This is a genomic window from Patescibacteria group bacterium, from assembly GCA_034520665.1.
Classification (GTDB): Bacteria; Patescibacteriota; Patescibacteriia; order JAXHNJ01; family JAXHNJ01; genus JAXHNJ01.
Genome location: JAXHNJ010000001.1, coordinates 258,400 through 284,692, shown reverse-complemented (window position 1 = coordinate 284,692; position 26,293 = coordinate 258,400). Strand labels below are relative to the sequence as shown.

Here is a 26,293-nt window from a genome sequence, read left to right as displayed (position 1 = left end):
TATTATAATTAATTTATTAAATTATAATACCTTTTTTATCAGATAAACCGGCAAACCAATGATTAAAGAAATTAAGCCCCAAAATACTCCCAGTGAAATGACATAGCCTAAATACTGGCCGATTAAATCCACTAGATAATGGCTACCAAGGCCGAGATAAAAAACTAAATAAGCTAAAATAGAAATAAAAACCAGGCCCCAAAAGGCGTTTTGAAAATCTTTTTTGGACGGCGCCAGGCTGCTGGTTAAAGAAATAACCAGATAAATAAAGATCCAGAAAGGCCAGCTTGACCAGTTTGTTTTAATTAACTGCCAGGCACTTTTAAAAAGTACCCATAAATTATCACTAAACCCAAGGCCAAAATCGATTGAGTTAATATCCAGAGAAAAATTAAATAAATAAATAATCAGCCAAAGACCGAGGCTAATACCAAAAATTGGGGCTATGGAAATTAAGGTATTACCTAAAAAACCAAAACGAGAGCGTCCATGCTCGACATAACCGCCCTGGCGGGAGAAAAAACTGATTTTTCTCACCGGCGCTAACATAAATAAGCACATCACGGCATGGGATAACTCATGCACCATCACTCCCGGCGCTATAAAATAACGGAATTTCAACCCTGGCAATACTTTAGCCCAAACCCAGGAATTAAGAAAACTTAAAACCACTAAAATAAAAAACCAGACAAAAAAGGCTAAATATGAATAAAATGACATTTTTTTAAGCTAATATTAGTATAATCTTAATTAGTAAAAATTATTAAGTGCCACTTAAACTTGACAAGAATTTAAACCGATGATAGTATTCAAAATTCAAGTTCTTTAAGTTTACGTCTCCTCACAAAATCTCTAAAATGGGCTTTAAAACTTTACATCCTGGATTTATGGCCAAAGGCATACATCGACGCGGGCTAATGTAAAGTTTAACCTATTTATAAGGGGTCTTTTGAGAGGAGACTTTTTTTTAATAAAAAATAACCAAGTTAAAACATCTTTTGTTTAACCCCTAAGTAAACTACTCCTAAAATAAGAGCAGCCACAACAATCATTAAAAATTTTCCAGTTGTCATTTCCATAATTTTTTTTAGCTAATTTTAGTTAAAATTTATAATATATTTGACAAATAAAATTCAATGTTTTATTATATCTAAATAACAAATAGTTCATTTTTCTATCACCTGGCTCGAATATTCGAGATTACACCAAAATTCTGTACACACTTGCTATATTTTAGGGGCCCCTAAAATCAAGAACATCAAAGTCCCCATTTGTTACTATATGCAGAATACCGTGTAAATCCTCGTTTATTTGGGCCGGGGATTTTTTTATTTGTAAAAAACTAACCAGCACTGGCACCGCCGCCACCGCCGCCGCCGCCAGCCGAACCGCCGGAAAAACCAGAGGATGAAGAAGGTGAAGAAGATAAATTACTGGCCACCACTGAATTAAAACTGTCCGAAAGGTTAGCGGCAAAACTAGTGACCGCAAAAGCTTCTATTCCACCACGGCCAACATACCAATCCGGCGGCTGATTATAGATATCTTTAAAGCGCTGGGCCCACTGCTTTTCTACTTTAAAGACCATGGCGTAGGATAAATATTTTTCAAAAGTCTCTGGGGTTAATTGGCCCAAGCGAAATCTTTCAGCTGTGTGTAAATACTTTTTAAAACCATCAGCGTGCCACTTGGCCTGGACGCCTTTTTTAGTTTTCTTAGGCATAACCAAGCCAAAAATAATTATCAGTATACCCCAAATTGCCGGCACTAAAAATAAAATCCAGCCGGCGGCCACAAAAACCACCCCAACCACCAGATATTTATGCCGTACTGTTTCCGGATTTCTCTCAAAATAGCCCAAAGCCGTGACATCTTTATAAAGAGAAGATTTTATTTTTTTGAGCATTTTATAAAATTTGTTTTTTAAATCAGACAACTTAACTTCTTTTTTTGAGCCAAATAAATTTGATAAAATCATGCGTTCATATTCTTTAAGAGTCTGATCGCCAAAAAAGTCTTTTCTTTTTTCAAAAGTATAATCAGTTTTTTTACCAAATAGTGATTTGTCCTCTTCCTCGTGAATACGAATATAGCCCTGAAAGGCCAGGTCAATGATAGTAGCGGTAATATCATGCAAATCCGCTTTTTCATCAATTAAAGTGCCCATCTCAGCCGGCCTGGTATGGTCCGGCGGCTCATACTGGGCTATGACCGTGCCTTTGCTTTTGGGATCTTTACCATGTTTTTTCCATTTAAGATAAAGGTAAAGGCCGACAAAAACCGGTGAAGCAAAATATAAATACATTAAAAAATAAAAGGCTTTTTTGCCATAAAAATACCAGGCTTTAGCTTCCAAATTAAAATCTAATTTTTTATCCTTTCCTTTTTCAATATTCACTTTTTGGCTAGCTGTGGTATGACCGAATTTTTTTACGGCAATATCCTTTTCACCGGCATTAATATCATAGCCAATTAATAAATTAGCTGGCGTTTTATTGGCCAAGGCCTGGCCGTCTATATAAATATTAGAGCTTTCTGGCTCGGAAGTAATATTAAGATAACCGGGATATTTTACTATATTTTTAGGCCAGCCCAAAACTATAGTAAAATTTTCATAAGGAGCAATATCAGTGGCAAAAAAATTAATTTCCCTACTACCAGCCGTGTAATCCAGTGTTTCCTCCTTAGAATCAGACCGCCCAACATAAATTTTTTGTTTAATATTATCAGGATCAATTTCCTGGGGTAAATAAACTGTGGCTTGAGATTTTTTAATTTCCACTTCCCGATCAAAAGCCACTACATTCCAGTAAAGCTCATCATAATCTTCAAAAAAACCAATCGCGCCATAAGCTGTGTATTCAAAAATCCAGGTGTGAGTAGTGTTTGATAAATTAAAATGTACCGTAACAATTACCTCCGAAGAGGTTTCTTCAATCTCTACTTTGTCTTCAGATAAACGGCTGCCATCAGTTTCTAAAACACTGATATTATCATATTTTATGCCTTTGGTTTTAGGTAATCTTCTTTTTATATAGGAAAAATCACCGGTAAAATTATAAGTTAAACCCTCCTGAACCATAATACTGGCGTCCTGATTAACTTGAATGCCGACATCCCATTTATTAAAAAACCAGGACTTTTCCTGAGCCTGGCCAGCCCCACCTGGTATTAAAAATGAAAGTATTAAAACTGACAATAATAAGTATTTTTTCATAAATATATTATAACAAAAATACCTCAAAATGACGAGAAGTCATTTCCAAGCCTTACCTAAAACCTTTGCCCCTCCTAAAAAAACCTTGCCTATCTTCAAACGCTTTAATTCCACTAAATATTATCTAGTTTTTAAAATATTAGAAAAATAAAATTTACAAATGTCTTTTTATTTCAGCTTTTAAAACATTTTCAAAATTACCAATAATCTGCTGCTGATCCTTGGGTAAAAAAATTCCTAATTCTTGTTTAAAATTAATTTTGGAATTTTCTAAACTGTTCAAGACCTTTTTAAGGTTTTCTTTATTTTCAGGAATTAATAAATTTTTTCTTAAGATAAAATAAACGTCATAAAAATCTCTGGGTTTTCCGCGTGTAATGGTTGCTTTTATTTTTTCATTAACCAAAATATTCTCGGGTAAAACTAATAAATTATAGGCTGGTAAATAATCGCTGGTAATTAGATGAAAATCACCATTAATTTTTTCTTCCTTTTTAAAATGTACTTGAATCATTATTTCCAAATTAAAATCCAGAAATAAAAAAAACGCCTTGCCTAAATATCCACCGCTAGTTTTTTTAGCTTCAGTTAATTTTGTTTGAAAACCGCTTTTCTCAATTTCCGCTAATACATTAATAAATATTTCTTCAATATTTTTTTTATCCAAACTAAATGAGGAGAAATCAAGATCTTCAGAAAATCTAGGACTTTGATAGACTATTTTCAAGGCTGTGCCACCTTTAAATAATAAATTCTCTACCCCACTTAAGTTTAATTTATAAAGATTCGACAAAAAAATATGCTGGCAATATTCTCTAGCTGCATTTTGATTAGTAGTTTTGTATTCGGTGGCTAAATTCTGAAGACTAGAATAATCTATCATAAATATTTAATAATTAATTCTTTGATTTTTTTATTTTTATAAACTCTAGCTAACTTCATTACTTTATCTTTATTAATTTTATTTTTGTCAAAACGATCCAGCATTTTTTTCTTTTTGAGTGAAACAAAATATAAATAGTCCACAAAAGCTTTTTCGGCTCTTGCCATTAAAATTATCTGGTTAGAAAATATTTTCTGTTTATAACCAAAAAATAATGATTTTTTTACTCGATGATAATAAAAACTTTTACCTAAACATTCAAATTCCCTTGTTGCTTTACTTGTGGCTGACGTAATGGTATAAACAGTTTCTGGTATTATATGATAATAGCTTAAAGCCTGCTCAAAAGAAATATAAGAAGGTTCATATAGTTTATTAGCTAAGTAATAATCATTAGGCGGTTGATTAGACAAACAATACAAACCCCTTTTTAATTTTTTTATATAGCCTTTTTTTGTGTAGCGATGCAAAAAAAATCTGATTGAGGTTTCAGACACGCCAAATAACCGTTTTAAATCAAAGGGAGAGAATATTTTTATCTTTTTTTGGTCTAATTTTTGACTAAAATAAGGCCAATTCATTAATTTAGCCATATTGCTAATTTACTGAATTAATACTGATATTAGCATAAAATAAATTAAAAAATAAGTCAATAAAAATATAAGCAGATTTTTAATATAAAATAAGAATTATATAACTACTTAATTTTATCAAAAATCGTGACTTTCCCTTTTTCATAAGGGCCTACTTCATAGCCGTCATAAATAAAATGATCATCTTCCTGATAAAAGTAAAGGGCTGTCCTTTGATTCATAACAATTATAAAACCTCTTAAACCGGAAGAAAGAGGAAAAAAGTCAATGCGTTCAACTTTTGAAAAAAGGTTATGAGCTTTTTCAAAATACTCTGAGTTAATTCCTTCTTTGCGTACCAATCTCTTCATCCACATCATTGGCCAAAATTTTAACGACAGTCGAGTCAACCAATTAATTTTTATTTTATTATTTTTCTTCAAACCACTCACCCCCTACTATAGCCCCTTTATCTTGAGCTTTTTTAAAAGCTTTTTTAATTTCCTTTAAATTTTCAGGTTTTACTTCAGTAGCATAAAAATCATCATCAGAAATATCTCTCATTTTTATCCCTGCTTTTTTCATGGCCTGGCAAATGGAACAATCATCAAAATATCCATCATGGTGATTTGCTTTATCTTTTTCAATTTTTTTTGATTTTTTCATAAGTTTCAAATTAATGATTAAAATATTTTTCCAAAGATAAATACATTTCTTCACAACTTAAAATCCTTTTAATTTTAAATTTATCTTTTATTTCTTTTTCAATTGCCTTTAATCTACCTAGAAATTCAATAATTCTATCATCTTTAATTACCTTATAAATCTCCTTCCAGGAATTAATGGAAATATTTATCCCTCTCAACACAATCTCTCCGGAATAATAAGCATCTTTTAAACTAATTTCATTTTCTCCTTCATTCTCAAACCTAGATTCCCATAAACTATTCAAAGTCCGAAATAATTTTACTGCTATTAAAGAATGGTAACAAGATATATTCCCGATTTCCTCTGCTAATTTTGGCTTAATAATTTTATCTTCCCATTCTTCAAAATAATTATGAACCAAATTAAAATATTTCTTTGTTTTATAATATAATTTTAAATGATTCGAATTCGGTTTTGGAATTTGCTTAACAGTATCTTTTTTATTTAAATTAATTTCCCATTTCTTAGCATTTTTGTATAATAAATTTTTAGATTTTTTAAAATCTTCTTTTATATCCTTAAAAATGTTTTTTAGATCATAAGGATCCTCCCCTCCTAATTTATGTTTAATAACCCTTTTTTTGTCTTTTTTATAAATGGGACAATATTTTTTATACCAAGAATACCAGCATTTTTCACAACGATAATCGCAGTAACTATACATAGGCGGTCTGTTTTTCTTATTTATCATAATATAATTTATTAATTTATCACAAAAATAAAAACTCCCTCAAAAGAAATAATCTTTTTTTGAGGAAGCCACCGTATTAATATCTTAATACAAGTTTAAAATTAAGTCAAGTTAAAATTATTTTGTTATTCCAATTCGGACAAAACCTGGCCCAGCTTTTCAATCTGCTGGCCATAAGCTGTCCAGTCGCCCTGTTTCTGGGCTTCCAAGGCGGCCCTGTAGTATTGATTAGCCTGGTTAATTAATTCTTCATTTGAAGTAGTGGTTTCTTCAGTTTCCGCGGTACTTTCGGAAACAGCCGGCTCACTCTCTGCTTCCCCGGTAAAAATTTCTTTTAGAGCCGTGGATAAATTCTGGTTCATGACAATCTTTTTTTCATAAGCCACAATCACTTGCTTAAGCTCGGGAATCTGGCCGCCGGCCGCTCTAATATAAAGCGGACGAACATAAAGAATAGACTCTTCAATGGGAATAACTAAAAGGTTACCCTGAATCACTTCGGATCCTCGCTGGTCCCAAAGCGATATCTGCTGGGAAATCTCAGTATCCTGATTGATACGGTTAACAATTTGCGAAGGCCCAAAAACTAACTTTTGCTTGGGAAAACGGTAAACTACCAATTCACCATAATGATCACCGTCTGAGCGAGCGACCATCCAGGAAGACATATTGTCTTTGTTTTTGGGAGTAAAGGGCAACATTAAGATAAATTCTTCTTTTTCTTCTTCCGGTAATTTAGTGATAATATGACGCATCATCGGGTCGTCCGGACTGCTTTGGCCCAGACGCGGAATTTCCCACTTATCTTCCTTATTATAAAATATTTGGGGCTCTTCCATATGATAAACGGAATAAAGCTCGGTTTGAAACTTGAAAATATCTTCAGGATAGCGCAGATGGGCTTTTAAGCCTTCGGGCATTTGATCCATGGATTTAAATAAACGCGGAAATATTTTTTCATAGGTTTTTATTAAAGGATCCTTGGCGTCAGCAATATAAAACTTCATCGAGCCGTCGTAGGCGTCAATGACTACTTTCACCGCGTTACGAATATAATTAAAACTATTATAAGTCGGAAAATCACTACTTCCTTCTTGGCGAACATTCATCATCTGAGCGTAAGGATAATTATCTGAATGAGTATAAGTGTCATAAATCCATTTTAAGCGGCCCTCATCATCAATTACAATATAAGGGTCTGAATCAAGCATTAAAAAAGGAGCTACTTTTTTTACTCTTTCTTTGATATTACGATGGTAAAGCACTCGGCTTTCCTGATTAATATCATCTGATAAAAGAATTTTTAGCGAACGAAAATTAGCGGCAAAAAGAGCTTTTTTCCAAAATGAATCCACTCTCACTCCGCCGGCACCCTGATAATCAGCATAAACATTTTCCTCGCCGCTGGGATAGTCAAATTCCTGAGCTTCAGTATTAGCAAACACATAGCTATTGGTCAACTCACCAAAATAAACTTCTGGCCTTTTTATTTTTAGAGAATCAACGCTTGATTGCGGCGGAATATCTTTTACAAACAACTGGGGCAATCCTTCTTCGGTTACTTCATTGACTGGAGTTAAAGCAGCCCCATAGCCATGAGTATAGGCTAAGCGCTGATTAATAAATGTATCTGAAGGGACGCTGTTTGAGTTGAGCTCTCTCGGAGAAATCATAGTCTGGCGATATTCACCGTCAATTGTGTAGCGATCATTATCCACTGAAACAAAGTCATAATAAGTTCTGATCTCCTGAACCTGGCCCAGAGTATCAAGCAAGGGCTCTCTTTCCCAAAGGCGAATATTTTTAATTACCATTTCATTATTTTTAATATCATCATAAGTCAGTTGGCTGTCGCCGGATAAATCTCTTTCCACCACCCGATCCAAAGCAAAAGCTTTTTGGGTGGCCTCAATATTTCTTTTTATATAAGGCTCTTCCTTAGCTATTTCATTAGGTAAAACCACCAGCCGCTGGACCAAAGGCGGATAAATCATCCCCCCTAAAATACCAACCGCTAAAAATAAAACTATAACTGTAGTGGTAAACCGGCGCCAGCGGAAAAATATATTTAACAAAACCACTAGTCCACAAAATAAAGACAAACCGAACAAAACCCAAAGCAAGGGCAGTCTGGCCGTGATATCTGTATAACTACCACCCGTAAAAAGCTCGGCCGACTTATATAGAAGGTCTGTCATACTAACATAATAAATACGAGCGGCTATCAAAGAAAAAATTAAAAATATTAAAAAACTTAAATGAGCCTTGGCTTTTTTAGTCACGGTAAAACTTTTTTGGCTTATATTCAAAAGGCCCCGGCTGATGTATTGCAGGGCGGCGCCAATCAAGGAAAGAATAACCAGCCAAAACAAAAAACCTAAAATAATTTTAATAAAAGGCAAGGAAAAGAAATAAAAAGAAATATCACGGCTAAAAATCGGATCGGTTATATTAAAGCTAACCCCTTGAAAATATTTTAAAACACTTAGCCAGCTAGCAGAAACTACCAGACCGACAAATGTACTGATAATTAAAGAGAGGCCCAGTAAAATACGCAAACCGAGTTTACTCAAGTCAAATTTACTAAAAAAATTAATCCTTGATACATAAGAAGAATCCCGGCTTAAACGATAAGCAATATAAAAATTCAAACTCAAAAGACTAAAGAAAATCAGCCCGCTGGCAATCCCCAACCAGACTTTGGTTTTAATAATAGTAGAAAAAACCGTGAAAAAGCCTTCCGAGGAAAACCAAAGCCAGTCACTGATTAAAGATAAGCTCTGACTAAGTAAGATAAATAGAAAAACTATAATTAACATAGTGAACCCTAATCCTATTCTTTTTTTGTGTAATATTGGCATAAAAAATAATTTAATTTCTAAAAACTCTAATAGACTTATATTAGGTCATTTGGCCCTTTAAATCAAATGCTTTTTATTAAATTTTAAACCATTTTTGTAAAAACAATAAACAAAGCCAAAACCACACCAACTAAAAAGGCCCAAAAAGAGTGTACTTTCTCATGCTCTCTGGCTTCTGGCAAAAGATGAGCCGCCGATATATAAATTAAAACCCCGACCATAAAGCCTAAAGTAAGGCCTAAAATTGAGTCATTTAACCGACTAACAATAGGATAAGCAACAAAGGCCCCTAAGGGGGTAGTTAGCGCCGATATTAACAAAGCATAAAAAGCAGCCTTTTTTTTAGCCACTCCCCCTTTTATAAGCACGGAAAAAATAATTACCCCTTCAGCAAATTCATGAATAACCAAGCCCAAGCCTGAGACAAAACCGACTAAAATACTGACCGAAAAAGTGACCGTATAAATAACCCCGTCAACAAAAGAGTGAATACCAATGCCTTCAGCGGCTGTGATGCCAAAAGCCAAAGTTTTCTGCTTGGTCCGGTCCTTAATTACTTTATTGCTAAAAAACATAAACAAAAAACCAGCCAAAGCGGCAAAGCCAGCGTAGAAATTCTTATTCACAGCCTCGGGAAAGGCCAGCATTAAAGGCACAGAAATCAAAACTCCGGCGGCAAAACACATTAAATAAGCCTTAGTTTTCTCAGCCCATCTTTTATTTTTATAGATAGCGTAAATACCTAAAGCATTGACCACGGCTGAGCCAATGGCAAATATAGCTATCCAGGTAAAGGTACTTAATTGAGGCATTTTATTTTTTCTCCATTGGGTAAAATATTTTTATAAAGCTGGCCCTTTTCTTTCCATTTTCTTAAAAGGCAAATCTTGAGCCACTGGCCGGGCATAAATATATTATTTATTTTTATAATTTTATTATATCACCGGCTCTTATTTTTTTAAACTGATCAGGAAATTTCTTCTTAATTTCTTGTTTATGTGACGTACAATGGCAAGCGCCAATAACTTCAATTCCTTCTAATTCATCTAATTTATTAAAGCCGTGAAAACCACCAATAATAGCGTAAATCTTTTTATTATTTTTTAAAGACCTAACCTCTTTTACTCTTTGAAGAATTTTATCCACTCCGGGATGAGAACAACCGACTATAATGACTAAACCTTTCTTTGTTGCCAAAAACAAAGACTGCTCTTTTAAGTCTATGGCTGCTTTCAAAGAGCCGGTTGAAAAAATACCGCTAATAATTCTAAAACTATTTTCATTTTTCGGCCAGATAACTTTTACCTTATTATTTTCCTTTAAAACTCCTGCCAAGCCGCCGGTGTGGTCATCATGGTCATGGGAAATAACTACCTTGTCAATATTTTTAAAATTTACCCCTAGTTTTTGAGCGTTAAAACTAAGAGTTTCAAAGTCAGCCCCAGTGTCAAACAAGATTTTCTTATTTTCCTTAATAGATTCAATCAAGCAAGAAAATCCCCAACCTTCTTTAAAACCTTCTTTAGCCCTATTATTGTATAATATTTTTAGGATCATATTTTAATAAATTAATTTCATTTTCTTAAAAAGTCCTGGAAATCCTCTTGACAAGAAATGAGGTCTGGCACAAGGTTTGCCTATATTTGATGTTTTGCGGAGCAAAGCGGAGTGAGTTCAAAAAATATTTTTCGTTCTTATTCTTCATGATAGACTTTCTTTAATTCTTATAAATTTGATTTTTCCCGTTTTGAATTTTGGGCAGAGGCCTGCCCGCAACGCTTCGCGTAGCGAGGCGGGCGGGGGTTAGGGGTGAATTCCATTTTTCAAAACTCCTTATTCAAAAGTTTATTCTTCTGCTTCAATAATCTGAACTTTTGAATTTATCATCTTTTCATAATTGTCTTTAAGTTTTTCCTTGATTTCTTCTATTTTCTTATACTTTTCAGCAATTTCTTTTTGTTTATCTAAGTCAAATTCTCCGTTTTTGTTTATTGGGATTTCTATTTGAATTTCCTTCATTCTTTCAGTCCCTAATCTTTTATTAGAACCTTCACCTAATTTATAATTAGGGAGTGTTTGATTTAAGATAAAATTCAAATATTCAAAATCAACTTTATCTTTGTATTCTGGTTTAACTCTTAAAATTCCGCAATGAGTGGTTATTGAAAACTTACCATTTCTATAAAAAACAGTTCCAACATAAGTTCCATCGGTTGTCCAAGTAAAACATTCTTCTTCATAATCATAGGTGTCTATGCTTCCTATCTCGCCTAAATTAGAAGTTTGAGAAGAATAAACAGGAAACTCACCTTTATGGTCGTGCATATATTTTTTTGTGTATTTTGCATTTCCTTTTTCTGCTTCAAAAATTCCTTCTTCTTTCCTATTTTTATTTATCTTATCATCCGTTACATACATCATTTTGGTTTTATATTTTCTCTCTTTTGTTTTATCTGCCACCCATTCTAATTCTCCTAATTTTTCCTTTGTTTTTTCAATTTGATCTTTAAATTCATCAATAGTTAAACTTTCATCTTCTTCTTCAATTTCAATTTCTATTTTTTCTTTTTTACTCCACCATTTATCAATTATCCAATATTTCTCATTTTCAAATTTTTCAATAGGTTGTAATTTACATCGTGAGTCATCTGTTTGAAAATTATTTGGACTTCCTTTAAATTGATTAAACAAATTCTTCGCATTATCCAAATCATTTTCAGGAATTTCGAATCGGTTAATATCTAATGTTTCCCCGATATTAGAAACTAAATAAGTGAATACAGGAAAATCCTGTTTAAGATTTTCACATTCATCTTCATCACAATCTTTTTTTGTAATTCCTAAAACATAAGTTTTCTTTGGAGTATTAAAGAAAGTTTTTGCGGGTAAAGATATAATACAATTAATATAACAATTCTTTTTTATTTCATCTCTTAAAACTTTATTGGCAAAAACATTAAAAATACTATCTGGCAAAACAATAAATGCTTGTCCTTTTCTTTTCAAATTTTTTATTATCCATTTTAAGCATAAACCTTCCATTCCCTTTCCACTATTTTTATAATAATCAGTTAAACCATCTTCCTCAATCTGTTTTCTTATTGTAGTTACTCCGCTTGTGATATATGGAGGATTGGTAATAATTAAATCAGGCTTATCCTCATTTCTTTCAAATCTTTCAGTTTCTTTTAGTGTTCCAAGATTACTATCCGATAAAAAGTGGAAAGTATTATTTATTATTTTTGAAAATTCCTCGTTTAATGTAGAATTTTTTTCGACTAAATCAGACAAATAAATAAGCATATTCGCCTTTGCTAAAATAATAGTCCTCTTTTGTTCGTCGTTATCTTCTCTTCCTGTATCATATCCTAAAAGTTTTACAGGCGGATTTATTTCATTATTCTTTGGAATAAATTTATTTTTCAAATTTTGAGATATTTGAAATGGCTCTAAAAGAAAACCACCAACACCGCAAAATGGGTCGCATATAAATTCCGCTTTATCCACATCAGCCATTTCAACAATTCCCTTAACAACTTTTCTCGGTGTAAAAAATTGTCCTAACTTACTTTTGTCCTTACTCTGCTTCAAAAATGTTTCGAACAATTTTGTTTTAAATCCCTTGTCAATATTTTTTAAATCTCCAAACTTTGCATATTTTTCAATAGTGTCTTTAAATAAAGTCGCTTGTGATAAAACAGGGCTTCCGTCTTTATTTACAAAAATAGTTCCATTAATTATTGTTGTCCCGTCATCTCCCGCTTCAAATAAATTTCTTATTTCTTCTCTGCAAGTTTTAGCATAGTGTTTTAAAACTGTTTTACTATCTTCTGTTTTGTAAAGTTTCAATAAATAATCAAAACTATTAACTCCTTTTAAAACTCCTAAATCACTCAGAAACTTAAAGATAAAAATCTCAACAACATTATAAAGACAAGCTGTTGGATTATCTTTTGTGCTTATGTAAATACTTTGCCAAACACTTCTCGCGAGAGGGGTTGGGTCTGTTTTTTCTGTTGCTTTCAAAACAGAATTTTTATTATTTGTTTCTTCTAAAATTCTTTTAACTAATCTGTAAGTTTCTCTTGTTTCATTATTCAATTTTGAAATATCTTTTTTATCGTTCTCTTTAATGAAAAACTTCTTTTGTAATCTTTGCTTATCATCATTTAAGATATAAGAAAAACTTCGCTTCTTCCCAGTTGTTCTATCTTTGTATTTGTTATTTTTATCTGCGTGGTTTGGATTTATCCAATAAGTAACAATTCCGTCTGTAATAATTCCTATTTTTGCTTCAAGCTCTTGACACAAATCATTGCATTGTTCAATCGCTTCTCTTTTTTGTTTATCTGTTTGAAATTCAGAAGGTTTTTTGTATTCCAAAACTGTAACAACTTTCGGCTTTGATTTATTTCCTCTGTCTACTAAAAGCCCGTCAGGTTTTCTAATTTCATATTTATCATAATCTTTATTAGGAATTATTTTTAACTTTTTATATTGTTTTAAGGTCGTTGAGTGTAACGGAAAAAATTCATAATCTATGAATGTAATTCCTTTTTTAGTTAGTCCTCTTTGTAGTAATTCTTCACTCATATTTTAATCCTTTAATAAGTTAAAACTAATTTAAGTATATAAAACTTTTTGTCTTTTTCCAATAATAAATCGTTTTCGGAGCGATAGCGGAGAAAACACCATTTACCCCTTTCTAATTAATAAAAAAACAAATTTATTCCCCTTTTTAAAAAGCCTGTCAAAATTCCTTATAAAAAAAATATTTTTTGAATTGCGTATAACGTTTGCGTGTATCTGAAGTTTCGCAAAAATTCCTTTAAAAATAGTATTTTTTTGCGAAATTTGGGAGAGGTAGATTTGACATTCCTTTTGAATCTAATTGTGTCAAATTTGCCGAACCAGATACACGCTGTTATGTGATGTTGACAGAAATTTCTATTCCTTATTATTATTTTTTGGCAATTTATTTTTCCCGTGATTCAGACCATTCTTTATAAAGCTCATCAATCTTTTTGGCTTTCCTTGCCGCCTCAAGAACTTTTTCTTGATCGCCGCCTTCAAGAGCTTGGACAATTTCATCTGGCTTCATTGAAAAACCGCGCGAATCATCAAGATAACGACCGACCCACTCACTACCAGATTCCAGCGCTTGATTCATGCGATCCCAATCTGGAAATACTTCTTTTACCTTGGCTACGAAATCTGCTGAATAACCTTCTTTTTGCTCTTGAGGTGGCAAATTGCCTTCGAATTTTTCTGACATAGTTTTATTGGTTAATTAATTAAACTGACTAAATTATACCACAAGTTATGTTCGACGTGAAATAAATTGCCAAAAAAATCTTAAAAAATAATTAAGAAATTTCTGGCTATTTCACATAACGTTAGGATTATGAGAATTTGCGAGGAACGAACAATTTGGGTGAAGTAAAAGAGAAAAAATAATAATTTACCTTATATTAAAGCTATTAAAGCCCTTTTTTCAATTTTTTGGTCGCCAAGCTTGACATGAAATAAGAAATCTGCCATACTTAATAATCAGTAATTTTGCTGATAACCTTAACAAAGGAGGAACGAAGATGATTGATCCCGAACGCGTAAATGCAATCTTCATAGACTGTCTGTTCAAAGAAGATGAGGAAACCAACAATTATGTCAAAGCCGAGGGTATAACCCAGAATGTTGGTTTTCATACCGACAGACTGGAAAGCCATAAGGCCGAGATTGAGGAAATACTGGATGAATTACCCGACGAGTTCAAGATGTCCGGTGGTGGCGGCACGTCCTTTTTGAATGCCTGTAACGACAAGCATGGCAATCAGTGGACAGATCTGCACCAACGCATGGACCAGCTCTTTCAACTCGGCACCGCGATCGGCAAGGCCAAATGCCTTATGCCGCGTGCCATGTGGTCAGCCCTGCCTGGCGGAATGCCGTACTACGCAGTCCTCTAAACAAAATAAGGGTTTTCCAGTTGTCCCTAACAACTGGTTTTTTCTTTGTAAAAAAATTGAAAAAAGGCTTTTAAAAATAGAGAATTATTTAATTTTTCTCTTTTACGGAACCAGATACACAGTGTTAAGTGAAGTTTTGCCGATAAATAAAATAAATTTTGAAATTACGAACTATCTTTTTTTAATAGCACGAATATTTTTCACTTCACATTTCAAGGCAAAATTTCATTTAACATCGGGCTTATGAGAAGTTCGCCGTAGGCGAATTTGAGTAAAGAAGTCTGCAAAACTTCGTAACCTCATATCCCTTGTTATATGTCCCGAAGGGCAAAAATTTAGTGCAACGTCCCGAAGGGCTGGCGAGAGTTGTGGGGGTCGCCGTCATTATTTATCTGCTGTTAGTAAAATGAATTTACAACTAAATCTATAAACAAAACCTCGCGTCTTAATTTCTTCCTCTGGAACTTCTGATTCTACAATTTGAATTTGATAATTGTGCAATAATTCTCTGAGAAATTTTGCGGCTTCTTCGGCAGTGTATTGAGGTTCAGATTTTCTGATATAAAGTTTGCCATCTGGCAGAATACGTTTGATGTCAGTTGCAAAGTCTATAATCAGTTTGCCATTGGATTTTAGAATTCTATCAATCTCTAAAATAATTTGCTGCAAAATTTCAGTTGGAAAAAGATGTAATGTCCCAGTGCAAAACACACCGTCAAATGATTCATCTTCAAATGGAAATGGTTTAGTTATATCAAAAATTTCTGTTTGTAGTTTTTCTCTTAGTTCGTTAGGTGTGTTTTGTTTCAATTTGCCAAGCGCACCTTCATCAATATCTGAAGCAACAACTGAATTAACTTTTTCCAACAAATTCAAATTGTAACGTCCATCACCAGCGGCAAGGTTTAGCCACTTGCCTCGAATTTTAATATCATTCAGAAGCTCCAGAGTGTCTTTATCACCAGTTCCCCAGATAAATTTTTTTTCTGTTTTTGAATAATCAATACCCTCGGTAAAGACATAATTTTCTTCATCTGGTTCGCGAAGTTTTGTTGTCATAATAGTATTGTAAATTCACTCACTTATAAAAAGTATCGTATTAGGCGCCCCTCCGCAATTTCACTTAACGTTCCAGCGTATGCGATGTTTTTGCGACCAACGGGAGCAAAAATATGGGAGAGGGTTTTCAGGGAAAGTCCGAACCGCATACACGCTGTTATCGGAAGGTAAAAATAGTAAAATTCTATTTGTTCTGTAACTTGTAATAACTTTTATTGTTGTGGTTTAACCATTCTTCATCAGTATTATTTTCCACTATCATTAAAGAAAGCCCTTTGACTACAGCTTCACAAAATAGTTTTTTCCCTAAATCCTTTTTTGCAATTATCAATTGTTCTGATGAAAGATGTCGCGCGATAGTAATATGGGGAATAAAACTTTTCTCGAATTTTTCGTATTTTTTCGCTATATAATTCCCATATTTTGAAAACTTTTTCACAATTTCCTTCTGGAGTTCATTTAGCTTTTTATTATTATCTGCTTTTATCATAATACATTCGCCCTTTGAAGAGCGACTTATAAAAAGTTTGTTAAATATAACCTTGATCTCGCTATATTTTTTAACAATACCACTTAAGTCTTTTTTTAAATTTTTAAAATTATCAATATCAAAGTATGTACATGTTTTTAAAGTTACGTGATATGGAAAAGGTTTATCGTGCTTAATACGAAAGCCATCTAACCATTTTGGTTTTTTAATTAATTCAAAATCAGAGCTGATTGTGAAGATTTTTTTATTACCCATAAAAATTTTACTATTTTTATTTCCGATAACTCGTTATTATACGAATTGATTTCGTATAATCACCTCAAATTTGTTTATTATGCGAATTTTTATTAAACCATTATATTAATCCAACACTGTCTATAGTTTACCATTTTTTTTACCAATAAAAAAACCTCTTCTCCTACTTCCCTTGTTTCAAAAAATCCTGAAAATCCTCTTGGCAAAAAATGGGGTTTGGCACAACTTCAGGATTTAGAGAAGTTTTGCCGTAGGCGATTTGGGAAAATGCGAGCCGAGTATTTTTCCGTTAAAATCCTGTTAATTACCCCGAGCCATAGGCGAGAGCGCCCGCCTGCCGCCCGACTTGCCTGAGCAACTCAGGCGGGCGAGCCAAGGCCTGATGCCGTAGACTATGGCGGGCAGGCAGCGGGGTCGAGGAATTCTGAAAAAATTTCGAAGAAGTTTAGTTTAGGACTTTTTTCATTGGTTGAATCTTCAAGCCATGAAGATTTCTAATTCCAGTAGTTTTCTTATAACCCCTTTTTTGATAGAAAGGAACTGCATAAATTGAAGAGTTAATCTTAATTTCTTTAGAGTTCTGTTTTTCTGCTTCTTTTTCAAATAAATCAACTAATTTTCTACCAATCCCTTTTTTATGGTTTTGACCAAGAACAAACAAATTCCCGATTCTATTTTTTCTTCCTTTGATATATCCGAAAATTTTATCATTTTCTTCAGCAACATAAAAAATAGAATCCTTAGTTATCTTAAATGCTTCAAGGAGTTCTTTGTCTGACTTTTTTGGATTGGTGTAATTTAAATATTTTGAAACGGTTCCTTTTTCAAAATATTCTGATTTATTGAAACTACTAAAAACAGAATTCTTAATTTTTGCAATCTGTCTAATATCACTCTTCTTAAATTTTCTAAACTTCATAAGAAAAAAATGGGTTATGTATTATATAAATTTTATGTCAGAAAGTCCTAAACTAAATTGCAATTAACGTTCGCGTATATCTGAAGTATTAAATTTATATCAAGGGACAACCTTAGGAGAAGCGAAACCAGATATACCTTGTTATGTACTGTTTGCAAAATACATTTTTTAATCTGAAAAAATTATTTTTCAGCTAAAAAAGAAAATCGCAGAATATCTTTTTTATTTGGATCCTCTTTTGCTTTTTCAACCTCATAAACGGAACTTTCTTTTGGCAATCCAAGCATAACTGCCTCTACTTCATTTAACGAGGTGTTTTTTGGATCTAAATTAAGTTTTTTTGCGGCTAATTCTAATAAACTTTCTCCTTGGCCAATGTTTTTTTCAAAATTTTTCATAAGTTTGTATTGCTAGTGTTAATATTATTGTTAAATTTTATTATTTATCAATAGTTAAGAATTTTTTTATTATTTCATCTAACAGACATGCGTATGCGAAGTCACGAGTGTATGTAGGTGATAAAATTGCGCAGAGCGCCAGCACAATACGAAATGAGAATTTAGGTGGAACAAATGAGAAATTCTTTATTATTATACCCTAACTTTAGGGATTTTTACAATTTTTAAAGATTTGTTAGCTTGACAGGCAGGGCATAATCTGCTAGGATAATATGTCGTGAACATTGGAGGTGCGCAATGAATATGATTAGCGGAGTAGGAGCATCCACGGCAGCAGGGGAAATCCTGTATCTCCTCAACCAACTCGATGAGAAGTACAAGGACGACCCAAAGGTGCTTAAGGCTCTTCAGGAAGTAAAGACCAAGGCGCAGCAAATTAAGGAAGCAGGAGACGCGGGCTGGTATTGAAAGCCCCGCCCCCATCCATTCGGCCGGGTTTCGCAGATTTGCGGGACTCGGCCTTTCTCTTTTATAAAATTGTAAAAGGGCAACCAAGAATGTAAAAAATAATCAATTATTTCTCATTTGTGGAACCAGATACACAGTATTAGTTGATGTTAAGAAAAATTTTTACGACAACATTGCTAATTCTCTTTTAAGATTTTTTCTAGCTTGTTCTTCTAACTCCTTGCCCGCCCGTTTTGTGAAATAAATTTTGGCGCGCATCTTACACTTTGGTATTAGCATTATTTTTAACTTTTTGATAATGCCATGCAAACCAAATTCCCCCAATTAAAGTTATTAATGAGAGTATTATAAACATCGGCTCTTTGAAAGATTGTATCCCGTTGCCGATGTAAGCTAAACTTAAACTTCCACTAATATGCCCAATCGCCATTAAAGGTAAAAAGATTCTTGGACTAATTGCTGAAAGTCCTGCAAGATATGAAAGTTCATCATCTGGGAACAATGGCAAGAAATATGCTAAGAACAGTAAGAGTTTTCCTTTTTCAAATATATAATCGTATTTTTGGATAGTTTCTTTTTTAACAAGATGCTTAATAATTTTTCTTCCAAAAATTCGAGCAAGATAAAAAGCGATTGCTGTTCCAATTACTCTACCAATCCAATTATAAATAAAACCTTGCCATGTTCCAAAAATAAATCCGCCCGCTATTGAAACAGTATAATGACTAAGGGGCGTTACTACAACTTGCAGGATTTGAAGCACAATGAAGGCAAGAGGGGCAAAAATTCCAAATTGAGAAACAAAATCTCTAATTGCCTCTTGACTTCCAAAGAATGATGAGGGAAAAATATATCCAAGAATTAATAATGCGATTGGGACTATTGTTAAAATATACCAGAGAAGTTTAGATTTTTTCATGTTAATAATACTTAGGGGGAATTTGTTTATTAAGGTTTTTTTCTAGCGCGCCAAAATTTATTTCATATAACATCAGGGATAAAAGAAGTTTTCAGAACGTAGTGGAGAAAATTTGGGAAAATTGCGAGCCGAGCAATTTTCCTTTTATCCCTTGTTAAATGAGGGTCGAACGAAGTGAGAGCGCAGCGTGGTGCGAACGATAGTGAGCAAGTTGAGAATTTGTCCGTCAAGTTTACATTTATTTAAAGAATTCAGGGCACGTTTTTTTAATCATATCACGAGTTTCATCCAGATAAAATCTATCAAAATATTTTTCAAATCCCTCTCTAGTTTTTGCAAGATGGAATTTATCAGAATCATAAATGATTTTTCCCTCAATCATTTTTGCTTCACCGAGTTTTCTTCTGTGAGGGCCAGAATGAGAAATCATCACTTGCAAAACTTTCTTGATTCTATCTTCCGGATAATCCTGCTCTTTTAGAAATTTTTCTGCTACTTTCATGGACTCTTCAACATGAGTTTCATATTGTTCATAACTAATATCATGAAAGATAACAGCAAGTTTTAAAATTTCTAAATTTGCTTCTGGATGAAACTCGGATAATTTCAAAGCCACATTCATCACATCTTCAACATGATTCCATTGGTGAAGTTCATCATGCTTTGCATATTCTTTTTTTGCGAAATCTTCGCTTATTTTGATTATGTCCATCATAAATTAATAAAAGTATGTAGTGATATAAAGTTTTCGGAAAAAATCGTGCCCATTTAAATCTCATAGGACAAATTCTCAATTTCACTTAACTCGTTATTATACGAAGTTTTATTAAACCATTATATAATCCGATACTGTCTATAGTTTACCATTTTTTTTACCAATAAAAAACCTCTTCCCCTACTCCCCTTTTCTCAAAAAATCCTGAAAATCCTCTTGGCAAGAAATGGGGTCTTGCACAACTTCAGGATTTAGAGAAGTTTTGCCGTAGGCGATTTGGGAAAATGCGAGCCGAGTATTTTTCCGTTAAAATCCTGTTAATTACCCCGAGCCATAGGCGAGAGCGCAGCGGGGTCGAGGAATTCTGAAAAAATTTCGAAGAAGTCTAGTTTAGGACTTTTTTCATTGGTTGAATCTTCAAGCCATGAAGATTTCTAATTCCAGTAGTTTTCTTATAACCCCTTTTTTGATAGAAAGGAACTGCATAAATTGAAGAGTGAATCTTAATTTCTTTAGAGTTCTGTTTTTCTGCTTCTTTTTCAAATAAATTAACTAATTTTCTACCAATCCCTTTTTTATGGTTTTGACCAAGAACAAACAAATTCCCGATTCTATTTTTTCTTCCTTTGATATATCCGAAAATTTTATCATTTTCTTCAGCAACATAAAAAATAGAATCCTTAGTTATCTTAAATGCTTCAAGGAGTTCTTTGTCTGACTTTTTTGAATTGGTGTAATTTAAATATTTTGAAACGGTTCCTTTTTCAAAATATTCTGATTTATTGAAACTACTAAAAACAGAATTCTTAATTTTTGCAATCTGTCTAATATCACTCTTCTTAAATTTTCTAAACTTCATAAGAAAAAAATGGGTTATGTATTATATAAATTTTATGTCAGAAAGTCCTAAACTAAATTGCAATTAACGTTCGCGTATATCTGAAGTATTAAATTTATATCAAGGGACAACCTTAGGAGAAGCGAAACCAGATATACCTTGTTATGTACTGTTTGCAAAATACATTTTTTAATCTGAAAAAATTATTTTTCAGCTAAAAAAGAAAATCGCAGAATATCTTTTTTATTTGGATCCTCTTTTGCTTTTTCATGTGGAGTCAATGCCCCTTTAATATTTGTAAACCCTGCTTTTTTAAGTATTTCTTTAAATTCTTCAGCTTCAGGAATGAAGCGCCAATTATTTGTCTTGCGCAGAAGTTCAAATTGTTTTTCTTTTGTAATGGTGGAGCCAAATATGGAGGCTCGTCCAAAAAATTTTCCTCCAGCTTTACAAATACGATATAATTCATTAAGCATCTGTTGGGCTGATTCCTTTTTCTCTTGAAAGGTTTTTTTACTATAACCAAGTCCGTGTAACACCGCCTCCATATAGATAAGATCAAATTCGCCATCTTTAATTTCCACAGGTTGAGAAAAATCTCTTTTTCCCCTATCCCAAATATTAACATGTCTTAAATTACGAAGATCACCTTGAGCAAATAATTTTCTTGCTTCCTCCGCGTCTTTATAAAATTTCATCCCGTGAATGATTTCTGCCTTACTCATATCAACGCCGAGATAGCGGCCTCTAGCCTTAAGCTCTTTTCTTATGGTTCGAAAATCATTTCCGTGGCCACAGCCTGCCTCGAAATAAGAAAAAGCATCAGGATTATCTTTAAATTCTTCTTGAATCCAAGCTAAAATTTCCGGGAAATAAACATTATTTAATATCCTCGGTTGCCCTAATCGTTTTTCTAAACCCCGCCATTCCTTATGTTCTTTGAGATATTGTTCTTGCTCAGTCCCCCCTGGCAGCCAATCTTCCGGCTTTTCCATTTTTTTAGTAGATTGTGATTGTTCTAGATTTTTTTCCATATAATTTAAAAATTGTTTTGTAAATTAGATCTAATATCGGGCTTAAGGTAAATTTCAAACGTGGTGAAGAATTTGGGAAAGCAAAGGGCAACGAGCAAACCGCATATACTTCTGTTAAGCGAGCCGAACGGAGCGATAGCGAGAAGTTCAAAATTTTATTTTAAAACTTTCCTCATTTTCTGAGTAAATGATTCATATCCTTTATTTTCATAAAACTTTATTGCACCTTTGTTAAAACACCATACATTAAGCTCCACTTCATAGATTTTATTTTTTTTAGCCAATTCTTCAAGTTTATCCATTAGTAAAGTACCGATACCTTTTTTTCTATAATCGCTTCTTACAGATAAATCATCTATCTGTATATATTTTCTCAGTTTTAACATGGACCTATCAGGAGATTTTTCTTCAAAAGCTGTTAAATAACCAACAATTTTAGTATTATCCTTGGCTAAAAAAAATATACCATTTTCATCTTCAATTACTTTATGAAAATAATCTCTTGGAAATAATTCAGGTTTAGGTTTTTGAAATTTCCAAGAAGCATTTACTCTATGATATTCTTCAATCTCCTTGAATACATCAAGAAAGTCATCATAATCTTCAATTGTTGCATATATTATTTTTATCATTGTGATTGTTTGAAAATAAAATTCTGAATTGCGTATAACGTATCCGAATATCTGAAGTTTCGCGCTTTGGTTTATGTGCTAAAAACTTTGATATTCTGATTATATTGTTAAATTAATTATACTCTAAATTACCACTAAACGGAAAAGTGCGAAATTTAGGCGCGGAAATTTTTCACTCCTTGTTTTTTCTAATAACTGAAAAATTTTCAAGCCAGATATTTGGTGTTGTGCGATGTTGTTCTAATTTTTTAATTCCTTAAGTTTTTGATCCCACCACTCTTTCACCGCGTTAACATTTGCCTTATGTCCTACTTTTCGGAAGTACTCAAATTTCTCCTCAAAAACTTTATGATGTTTTTTTAGGTTTTCGGGACTTTGTAATGCCCACAACGAATGTTTCAACTCCGCACTTTCTTTTTTTGCTAAATACCCTATTGACAGGTATCTGTTTACTGACACATCAAAATCTATAGGTACCACTAGAAAATTAGAACAATTTCGTACAACTAGTTATTATACGAATTGATTTCGTATAATCACCTCAAATTTGTTTATTATACGAAGTTTTATTAAACCATTATATAATCCGACACTGTTTATAGTTTACCATTTTTTTTACCCATAAAAAAACCTTTTCTCCTACTCCCCTTTTCTCAAAAAATCCTGAAAATCCTCTTGGTAAGAAATGAGGCCTGGCGCAAGGTTTGCCTATATCTGATGTTTTGCGGAGCGAAGCGGAGTGGAGCGAAAGCGCAGCGTCCCTCGTAGCGTTTTCTTTCAAATTATTAACGCACTTTTTCTTGAACCTCATACACGCTGTTAGCTGCCGTTCACTTTTTTTTAATATATTCCAGAAATTCATTCAATATTTTGTTATTTTGTATAGACATGTTATTTTTTATAGTTAATATATAAAAGACTAGACAAAAGTACCGCTAAAAAAATAATTGAAGCGATAATAATATAATATTTTAGTGAAAATCTTATTAGTAAATCATGCAATATATTTGCAACTAAGCCACCTACGACACCTAAAAGTGCGCCTATAAATAAGAATGTAAAATTCTCGCGACGCTGATTCACTCTTCCTAAAGTATTTTCAATGGACTTTAAGTTTTTGACAATTATCGGGTGAAAATAATCAGTCAACCTTTCTAATACCCGCTCTTTTAGTTTATCATCTTTTACATCCCAATTTTTACCAGTAGAATTCATAATTTCTGGATATTTTTTTTCGAGAAAAGATTTTGTTTCTTCACGTGTTTGCATATTGATAAAAATGAATGTCAGCCAACGTTCGCGTGTATGAGAAGTTTTGCCGACTTCCTTATTTTTACCAATAGAGGAAGCAAAATTTGGTTGTAGTGAGGTGAAACCGAACGAAACTTCTAAATCCTTGTTATATTCCCCGAAGGGCTGAAATTTAGTGCAACGTTCCAAAGAAAAATTTCAGAGTTTTGAAATAAGCCGTCATAGAGAAACAGCAAGAAGACCTACTTCTTTTTAACATCTGTTTTAATCATTTTTATTATTTCAGGAAATTCAGATACATTGAAATGGCCATTTTTACTTTCGTAAATTACTATATTTGCATTTTTTAGTTTTTTTCTGAATTTTTCAGCATGAGAAACTGGAACAACATCATCGTCTTTAGAAAACATTAGATATAGATTTTTGGAATTTTTCTCCAATAAAGACAAGTCCGATTTTAAATTAAACTTTCCTGAGATATATTTTCTGTTTGAACCATCAAAGGGAGTCGCTATTAAGTAAATTGAAAGAATTTTCTTAGGAAATTTATTTTCAGACAGGTATTTTGCGAGAAAAATTCCTCCTAAGCATGAACCGATTAATATAATGTTATTCTTCAAACAAGGAATATGTCTTTCAAAATGAATTTTCCATTCTTCATATTTGGCATTATCTTGCAAAGGCATACGTGGTTTGATAATTTCAAAATTATTATCTAAATTCTTTTTTAAAAATTCATCAGTCCAACGGATTTTTTTCTCAATTAAAATTTTTCTGGTTTTTAAATAATGCAAATAGTCTGTCTTGTTTTTGAAAGTCATTCCACCATGAATAATAAATATCTGAATTTTCTTTTCCATATTATTTATAAAAATAATTAAAGTTTATTAATTTATCGAATGGGGCTTTTTGCTTCATTGGCTTTTTGGCTTATTTCAAAATTTATTATAACGTTTCTGGATATGCGATGTTTACAAAAATACCTTTGAATATTAATTTTGAATTTTTGTAAATTTGAGAGAAAGAAATTTGGCATCCTTTGGGTAATATTTTGTGCCGAATTTCTTGAACCTCATATCCTTTGTTATCGGATGTAATTTTTATTCGCGGGTTATTAGATGTACAAATGATTTTTTGTTTTTGAGAAATTCCTTAATAATCTTTGGTCTGATATCATGCTTGTCAAATTTATCCATTTTAATATAACAATAACCGTTATTGCCATTGTCCGATGTAAAAATACTTAAATCAATGGACTGCGGAAGAGTTGCTTTATAAACAAAGTTAATTTCGTGGATATTTTTATTATCAGCTGTTGAAAAAAAATTCTCGATAACCGAAATCATCTCAATGTCTATATTTTCCAATTTTAATTCTTCAAACATTTCTCTTGAGGCTGCCTCTTGGGTTGTTTCATTTAATTTAACTCTTCCGCCCAATAAAAATATATATCCGTCTTTTGATTTCTCAAAAACAAATCCGCTAGGTGTTTCTAATAATATTGCAACTCTAATGTTGAGAAAAGTCTCTTCTAATAAAATTGTCAAATCTTGTTGATTATTCATAATAGTTGGTTTAAGTTATAAAAAATTATTTCCGATAACTCGTAATTATACGAATTGATTTCGTATAATCACCTCAAATTTGTTTATTATACGAAGTTTTATTAAACCATTATATTAATCCGATACTGTTTATAGTTTACCATTTTTTTTACCAATAAAAAAACCTCTTCTCCTACTCCCCTTTTCTCAAAAAATCCTGAAAATCGTCATCCAGATTAATTTATATTTTCTTTTCTAATTTAGCTTCTTTCCGTATTTTTCAGCTAATTCATGGATAGCATTTCTAAATAAATCTAGCTTTGGATGCTCTTTCATAGCCGGCCTGTCTAAAATTCTAAGCATACTGCCCCAAGTATTAGCTGTCGGTTCTTTACCTTCAATAAGAGATTTAACTGTTCTTACAAAAGCTTCTTGGGAAGTTTCTGTGTCATTTTTGCCCTCAAGAGCCGCTTCTCTGAATTCTTCATCACTAAAATTTAAAGGCATGTCTTTAATTTCCTTTAAAACAGGCGAAAGAGCTTGGGTTTCGCTCTCGTTTTTCTCACCCTCGTTTGCTTCCTCCATTTTTTTCTGAATTCTTTCTGGATTTTGTTCAATGTTCATAATTTTATCTGATTAATTATTATAATATAATATTTTGAAAATCTAGGTTTACTCTATTAGATCTTATATTCATTTTAATATAATATCTTATTATGTTCAATTTAAGAAAAAAATCCTCTTGGCAAGAAATGAGGCCTGGCACAAGGTTTGCCTATATCTGATGTTTTGCGGAGCGAAACGGAGTGAAATGGAGAAGTCATTTTTTTATCCTTATTATTCATTTGCAGAGAGATTTTTTATCTTCAAAAG

26 protein-coding genes are annotated in these 26,293 nt (G+C 32.6%); 1 reads left to right on the top strand and 25 read right to left on the bottom strand.

Annotated features, from left to right (window positions below):
• Positions 1-21: 21 nt before the first annotated feature.
• The 12 genes from U5L76_01470 to U5L76_01415 form a co-directional block, all read right to left on the bottom strand.
• A complete protein-coding gene (locus U5L76_01470) occupies positions 22-720 on the bottom strand; it encodes a hypothetical protein (protein ID MDZ7798268.1) in 699 nt (232 codons plus the stop codon).
• Between the two features lie 622 nt (positions 721-1,342).
• A complete protein-coding gene (locus U5L76_01465; GenBank protein ID MDZ7798267.1) occupies positions 1,343-3,217 on the bottom strand; it encodes a DUF2207 domain-containing protein in 1,875 nt (624 codons plus the stop codon).
• Positions 3,218-3,371: 154 nt separating this feature from the next.
• Complete coding sequence (locus tag U5L76_01460; GenBank protein MDZ7798266.1) at positions 3,372-4,100, bottom strand: nucleotidyl transferase AbiEii/AbiGii toxin family protein; 729 nt, start codon at positions 4,098-4,100, stop codon at positions 3,372-3,374.
• Entirely contained in the window at positions 4,097-4,693 is a 597-nt protein-coding gene (locus U5L76_01455) for a type IV toxin-antitoxin system AbiEi family antitoxin domain-containing protein (GenBank protein MDZ7798265.1), read from the bottom strand. The genes U5L76_01460 and U5L76_01455 overlap by 4 nt, the downstream gene beginning before the upstream one ends.
• A gap of 104 nt (positions 4,694-4,797) precedes the next feature.
• Positions 4,798-5,052, bottom strand: a complete 255-nt coding sequence (locus U5L76_01450; GenBank protein MDZ7798264.1) for a hypothetical protein — start codon at positions 5,050-5,052, stop codon at positions 4,798-4,800.
• Between the two features lie 49 nt (positions 5,053-5,101).
• The gene (locus U5L76_01445) at positions 5,102-5,338 is read right to left on the bottom strand and encodes a hypothetical protein (GenBank protein ID MDZ7798263.1); all 237 of its coding nucleotides are present in this window, start codon (positions 5,336-5,338) and stop codon (positions 5,102-5,104) included.
• A 10-nt stretch (positions 5,339-5,348) separates the two neighbouring features.
• A complete protein-coding gene (locus U5L76_01440) occupies positions 5,349-6,071 on the bottom strand; it encodes a hypothetical protein (protein ID MDZ7798262.1) in 723 nt (240 codons plus the stop codon).
• Between the two features lie 125 nt (positions 6,072-6,196).
• On the bottom strand, positions 6,197-8,932 hold the full coding sequence (locus tag U5L76_01435) for a UPF0182 family protein (GenBank protein MDZ7798261.1): 2,736 nt from the start codon (positions 8,930-8,932) through the stop codon (positions 6,197-6,199).
• An 83-nt stretch (positions 8,933-9,015) separates the two neighbouring features.
• Complete coding sequence (locus U5L76_01430) at positions 9,016-9,744, bottom strand: ZIP family metal transporter (protein ID MDZ7798260.1); 729 nt, start codon at positions 9,742-9,744, stop codon at positions 9,016-9,018.
• A gap of 112 nt (positions 9,745-9,856) precedes the next feature.
• Positions 9,857-10,489 (bottom strand): MBL fold metallo-hydrolase, encoded by a 633-nt coding sequence (locus U5L76_01425; GenBank protein MDZ7798259.1) that lies wholly within the window; start codon positions 10,487-10,489, stop codon positions 9,857-9,859.
• Positions 10,490-10,777: 288 nt separating this feature from the next.
• Positions 10,778-13,525 carry an N-6 DNA methylase gene (locus U5L76_01420; protein MDZ7798258.1) on the bottom strand — a complete coding sequence of 916 codons (2,748 nt, stop codon included), beginning with the start codon at positions 13,523-13,525 and terminating at the stop codon, positions 10,778-10,780.
• A 382-nt stretch (positions 13,526-13,907) separates the two neighbouring features.
• Positions 13,908-14,207: a hypothetical protein gene (locus U5L76_01415; protein MDZ7798257.1), complete on the bottom strand. Its 300-nt coding sequence runs from the start codon at positions 14,205-14,207 to the stop codon at positions 13,908-13,910.
• A gap of 316 nt (positions 14,208-14,523) precedes the next feature.
• On the opposite strand from U5L76_01415, the gene U5L76_01410 reads away from it, so the two are divergent.
• The gene (locus U5L76_01410; protein ID MDZ7798256.1) at positions 14,524-14,898 is read left to right on the top strand and encodes a hypothetical protein; all 375 of its coding nucleotides are present in this window, start codon (positions 14,524-14,526) and stop codon (positions 14,896-14,898) included.
• Between the two features lie 384 nt (positions 14,899-15,282).
• On the opposite strand, the gene U5L76_01405 is transcribed toward U5L76_01410, so the two are convergent.
• The 13 genes from U5L76_01405 to U5L76_01345 form a co-directional block, all read right to left on the bottom strand.
• Positions 15,283-15,957 (bottom strand): class I SAM-dependent methyltransferase, encoded by a 675-nt coding sequence (locus U5L76_01405; GenBank protein ID MDZ7798255.1) that lies wholly within the window; start codon positions 15,955-15,957, stop codon positions 15,283-15,285.
• A 184-nt stretch (positions 15,958-16,141) separates the two neighbouring features.
• Positions 16,142-16,702 carry a 2'-5' RNA ligase family protein gene (locus U5L76_01400; protein MDZ7798254.1) on the bottom strand — a complete coding sequence of 187 codons (561 nt, stop codon included), beginning with the start codon at positions 16,700-16,702 and terminating at the stop codon, positions 16,142-16,144.
• Positions 16,703-17,147: 445 nt separating this feature from the next.
• The gene (locus tag U5L76_01395) at positions 17,148-17,621 is read right to left on the bottom strand and encodes a GNAT family N-acetyltransferase (protein MDZ7798253.1); all 474 of its coding nucleotides are present in this window, start codon (positions 17,619-17,621) and stop codon (positions 17,148-17,150) included.
• A 182-nt stretch (positions 17,622-17,803) separates the two neighbouring features.
• A complete protein-coding gene (locus tag U5L76_01390) occupies positions 17,804-18,019 on the bottom strand; it encodes a hypothetical protein (protein MDZ7798252.1) in 216 nt (71 codons plus the stop codon).
• A 727-nt stretch (positions 18,020-18,746) separates the two neighbouring features.
• Positions 18,747-19,406, bottom strand: coding sequence for a TVP38/TMEM64 family protein (locus U5L76_01385; GenBank protein ID MDZ7798251.1), 660 nt, complete (start codon positions 19,404-19,406; stop codon positions 18,747-18,749).
• 238 nt (positions 19,407-19,644) lie between these two features.
• A complete protein-coding gene (locus tag U5L76_01380) occupies positions 19,645-20,121 on the bottom strand; it encodes an HD domain-containing protein (protein ID MDZ7798250.1) in 477 nt (158 codons plus the stop codon).
• 385 nt (positions 20,122-20,506) lie between these two features.
• Positions 20,507-20,980, bottom strand: coding sequence for a GNAT family N-acetyltransferase (locus U5L76_01375; GenBank protein MDZ7798249.1), 474 nt, complete (start codon positions 20,978-20,980; stop codon positions 20,507-20,509).
• Between the two features lie 182 nt (positions 20,981-21,162).
• On the bottom strand, positions 21,163-21,993 hold the full coding sequence (locus U5L76_01370; GenBank protein MDZ7798248.1) for a class I SAM-dependent methyltransferase: 831 nt from the start codon (positions 21,991-21,993) through the stop codon (positions 21,163-21,165).
• Between the two features lie 155 nt (positions 21,994-22,148).
• On the bottom strand, positions 22,149-22,625 hold the full coding sequence (locus tag U5L76_01365; GenBank protein ID MDZ7798247.1) for a GNAT family N-acetyltransferase: 477 nt from the start codon (positions 22,623-22,625) through the stop codon (positions 22,149-22,151).
• 891 nt (positions 22,626-23,516) lie between these two features.
• Complete coding sequence (locus U5L76_01360) at positions 23,517-24,065, bottom strand: hypothetical protein (GenBank protein ID MDZ7798246.1); 549 nt, start codon at positions 24,063-24,065, stop codon at positions 23,517-23,519.
• A gap of 53 nt (positions 24,066-24,118) precedes the next feature.
• The gene (locus tag U5L76_01355) at positions 24,119-24,736 is read right to left on the bottom strand and encodes an alpha/beta hydrolase (GenBank protein ID MDZ7798245.1); all 618 of its coding nucleotides are present in this window, start codon (positions 24,734-24,736) and stop codon (positions 24,119-24,121) included.
• A gap of 240 nt (positions 24,737-24,976) precedes the next feature.
• Positions 24,977-25,441 (bottom strand): NUDIX domain-containing protein, encoded by a 465-nt coding sequence (locus tag U5L76_01350; GenBank protein ID MDZ7798244.1) that lies wholly within the window; start codon positions 25,439-25,441, stop codon positions 24,977-24,979.
• Positions 25,442-25,675: 234 nt separating this feature from the next.
• Positions 25,676-26,044 carry a hypothetical protein gene (locus U5L76_01345; GenBank protein MDZ7798243.1) on the bottom strand — a complete coding sequence of 123 codons (369 nt, stop codon included), beginning with the start codon at positions 26,042-26,044 and terminating at the stop codon, positions 25,676-25,678.
• Positions 26,045-26,293: the final 249 nt, after the last annotated feature.

Bases quoted from the DNA above. Each gene is read 5' to 3' on its own strand.
- U5L76_01385 (MDZ7798251.1), bottom strand. From the start codon at position 19,406: ATGAAAAAATCTAAACTTCTCTGGTATATTTTAACAATAGTCCCAATC.
- U5L76_01390 (MDZ7798252.1), bottom strand. From the start codon at position 18,019: ATGAAAAATTTTGAAAAAAACATTGGCCAAGGAGAAAGTTTATTAGAA.
- U5L76_01450 (MDZ7798264.1), bottom strand. From the start codon at position 5,052: ATGATGTGGATGAAGAGATTGGTACGCAAAGAAGGAATTAACTCAGAG.
- U5L76_01400 (MDZ7798254.1), bottom strand. From the start codon at position 16,702: ATGGGTAATAAAAAAATCTTCACAATCAGCTCTGATTTTGAATTAATT.
- U5L76_01380 (MDZ7798250.1), bottom strand. From the start codon at position 20,121: ATGATGGACATAATCAAAATAAGCGAAGATTTCGCAAAAAAAGAATAT.
- U5L76_01365 (MDZ7798247.1), bottom strand. From the start codon at position 22,625: ATGATAAAAATAATATATGCAACAATTGAAGATTATGATGACTTTCTT.
- U5L76_01370 (MDZ7798248.1), bottom strand. From the start codon at position 21,993: ATGGAAAAAAATCTAGAACAATCACAATCTACTAAAAAAATGGAAAAG.
- U5L76_01405 (MDZ7798255.1), bottom strand. From the start codon at position 15,957: ATGACAACAAAACTTCGCGAACCAGATGAAGAAAATTATGTCTTTACC.
- U5L76_01355 (MDZ7798245.1), bottom strand. From the start codon at position 24,736: ATGGAAAAGAAAATTCAGATATTTATTATTCATGGTGGAATGACTTTC.
- U5L76_01395 (MDZ7798253.1), bottom strand. From the start codon at position 17,621: ATGAAGTTTAGAAAATTTAAGAAGAGTGATATTAGACAGATTGCAAAA.
- U5L76_01430 (MDZ7798260.1), bottom strand. From the start codon at position 9,744: ATGCCTCAATTAAGTACCTTTACCTGGATAGCTATATTTGCCATTGGC.
- U5L76_01445 (MDZ7798263.1), bottom strand. From the start codon at position 5,338: ATGAAAAAATCAAAAAAAATTGAAAAAGATAAAGCAAATCACCATGAT.
- U5L76_01440 (MDZ7798262.1), bottom strand. From the start codon at position 6,071: ATGATAAATAAGAAAAACAGACCGCCTATGTATAGTTACTGCGATTAT.
- U5L76_01420 (MDZ7798258.1), bottom strand. From the start codon at position 13,525: ATGAGTGAAGAATTACTACAAAGAGGACTAACTAAAAAAGGAATTACA.
- U5L76_01345 (MDZ7798243.1), bottom strand. From the start codon at position 26,044: ATGAACATTGAACAAAATCCAGAAAGAATTCAGAAAAAAATGGAGGAA.
- U5L76_01455 (MDZ7798265.1), bottom strand. From the start codon at position 4,693: ATGGCTAAATTAATGAATTGGCCTTATTTTAGTCAAAAATTAGACCAA.
- U5L76_01410 (MDZ7798256.1), top strand. From the start codon at position 14,524: ATGATTGATCCCGAACGCGTAAATGCAATCTTCATAGACTGTCTGTTC.
- U5L76_01465 (MDZ7798267.1), bottom strand. From the start codon at position 3,217: ATGAAAAAATACTTATTATTGTCAGTTTTAATACTTTCATTTTTAATA.
- U5L76_01415 (MDZ7798257.1), bottom strand. From the start codon at position 14,207: ATGTCAGAAAAATTCGAAGGCAATTTGCCACCTCAAGAGCAAAAAGAA.
- U5L76_01470 (MDZ7798268.1), bottom strand. From the start codon at position 720: ATGTCATTTTATTCATATTTAGCCTTTTTTGTCTGGTTTTTTATTTTA.
- U5L76_01350 (MDZ7798244.1), bottom strand. From the start codon at position 25,441: ATGAATAATCAACAAGATTTGACAATTTTATTAGAAGAGACTTTTCTC.
- U5L76_01425 (MDZ7798259.1), bottom strand. From the start codon at position 10,489: ATGATCCTAAAAATATTATACAATAATAGGGCTAAAGAAGGTTTTAAA.
- U5L76_01460 (MDZ7798266.1), bottom strand. From the start codon at position 4,100: ATGATAGATTATTCTAGTCTTCAGAATTTAGCCACCGAATACAAAACT.
- U5L76_01435 (MDZ7798261.1), bottom strand. From the start codon at position 8,932: ATGCCAATATTACACAAAAAAAGAATAGGATTAGGGTTCACTATGTTA.
- U5L76_01375 (MDZ7798249.1), bottom strand. From the start codon at position 20,980: ATGAAGTTTAGAAAATTTAAGAAGAGTGATATTAGACAGATTGCAAAA.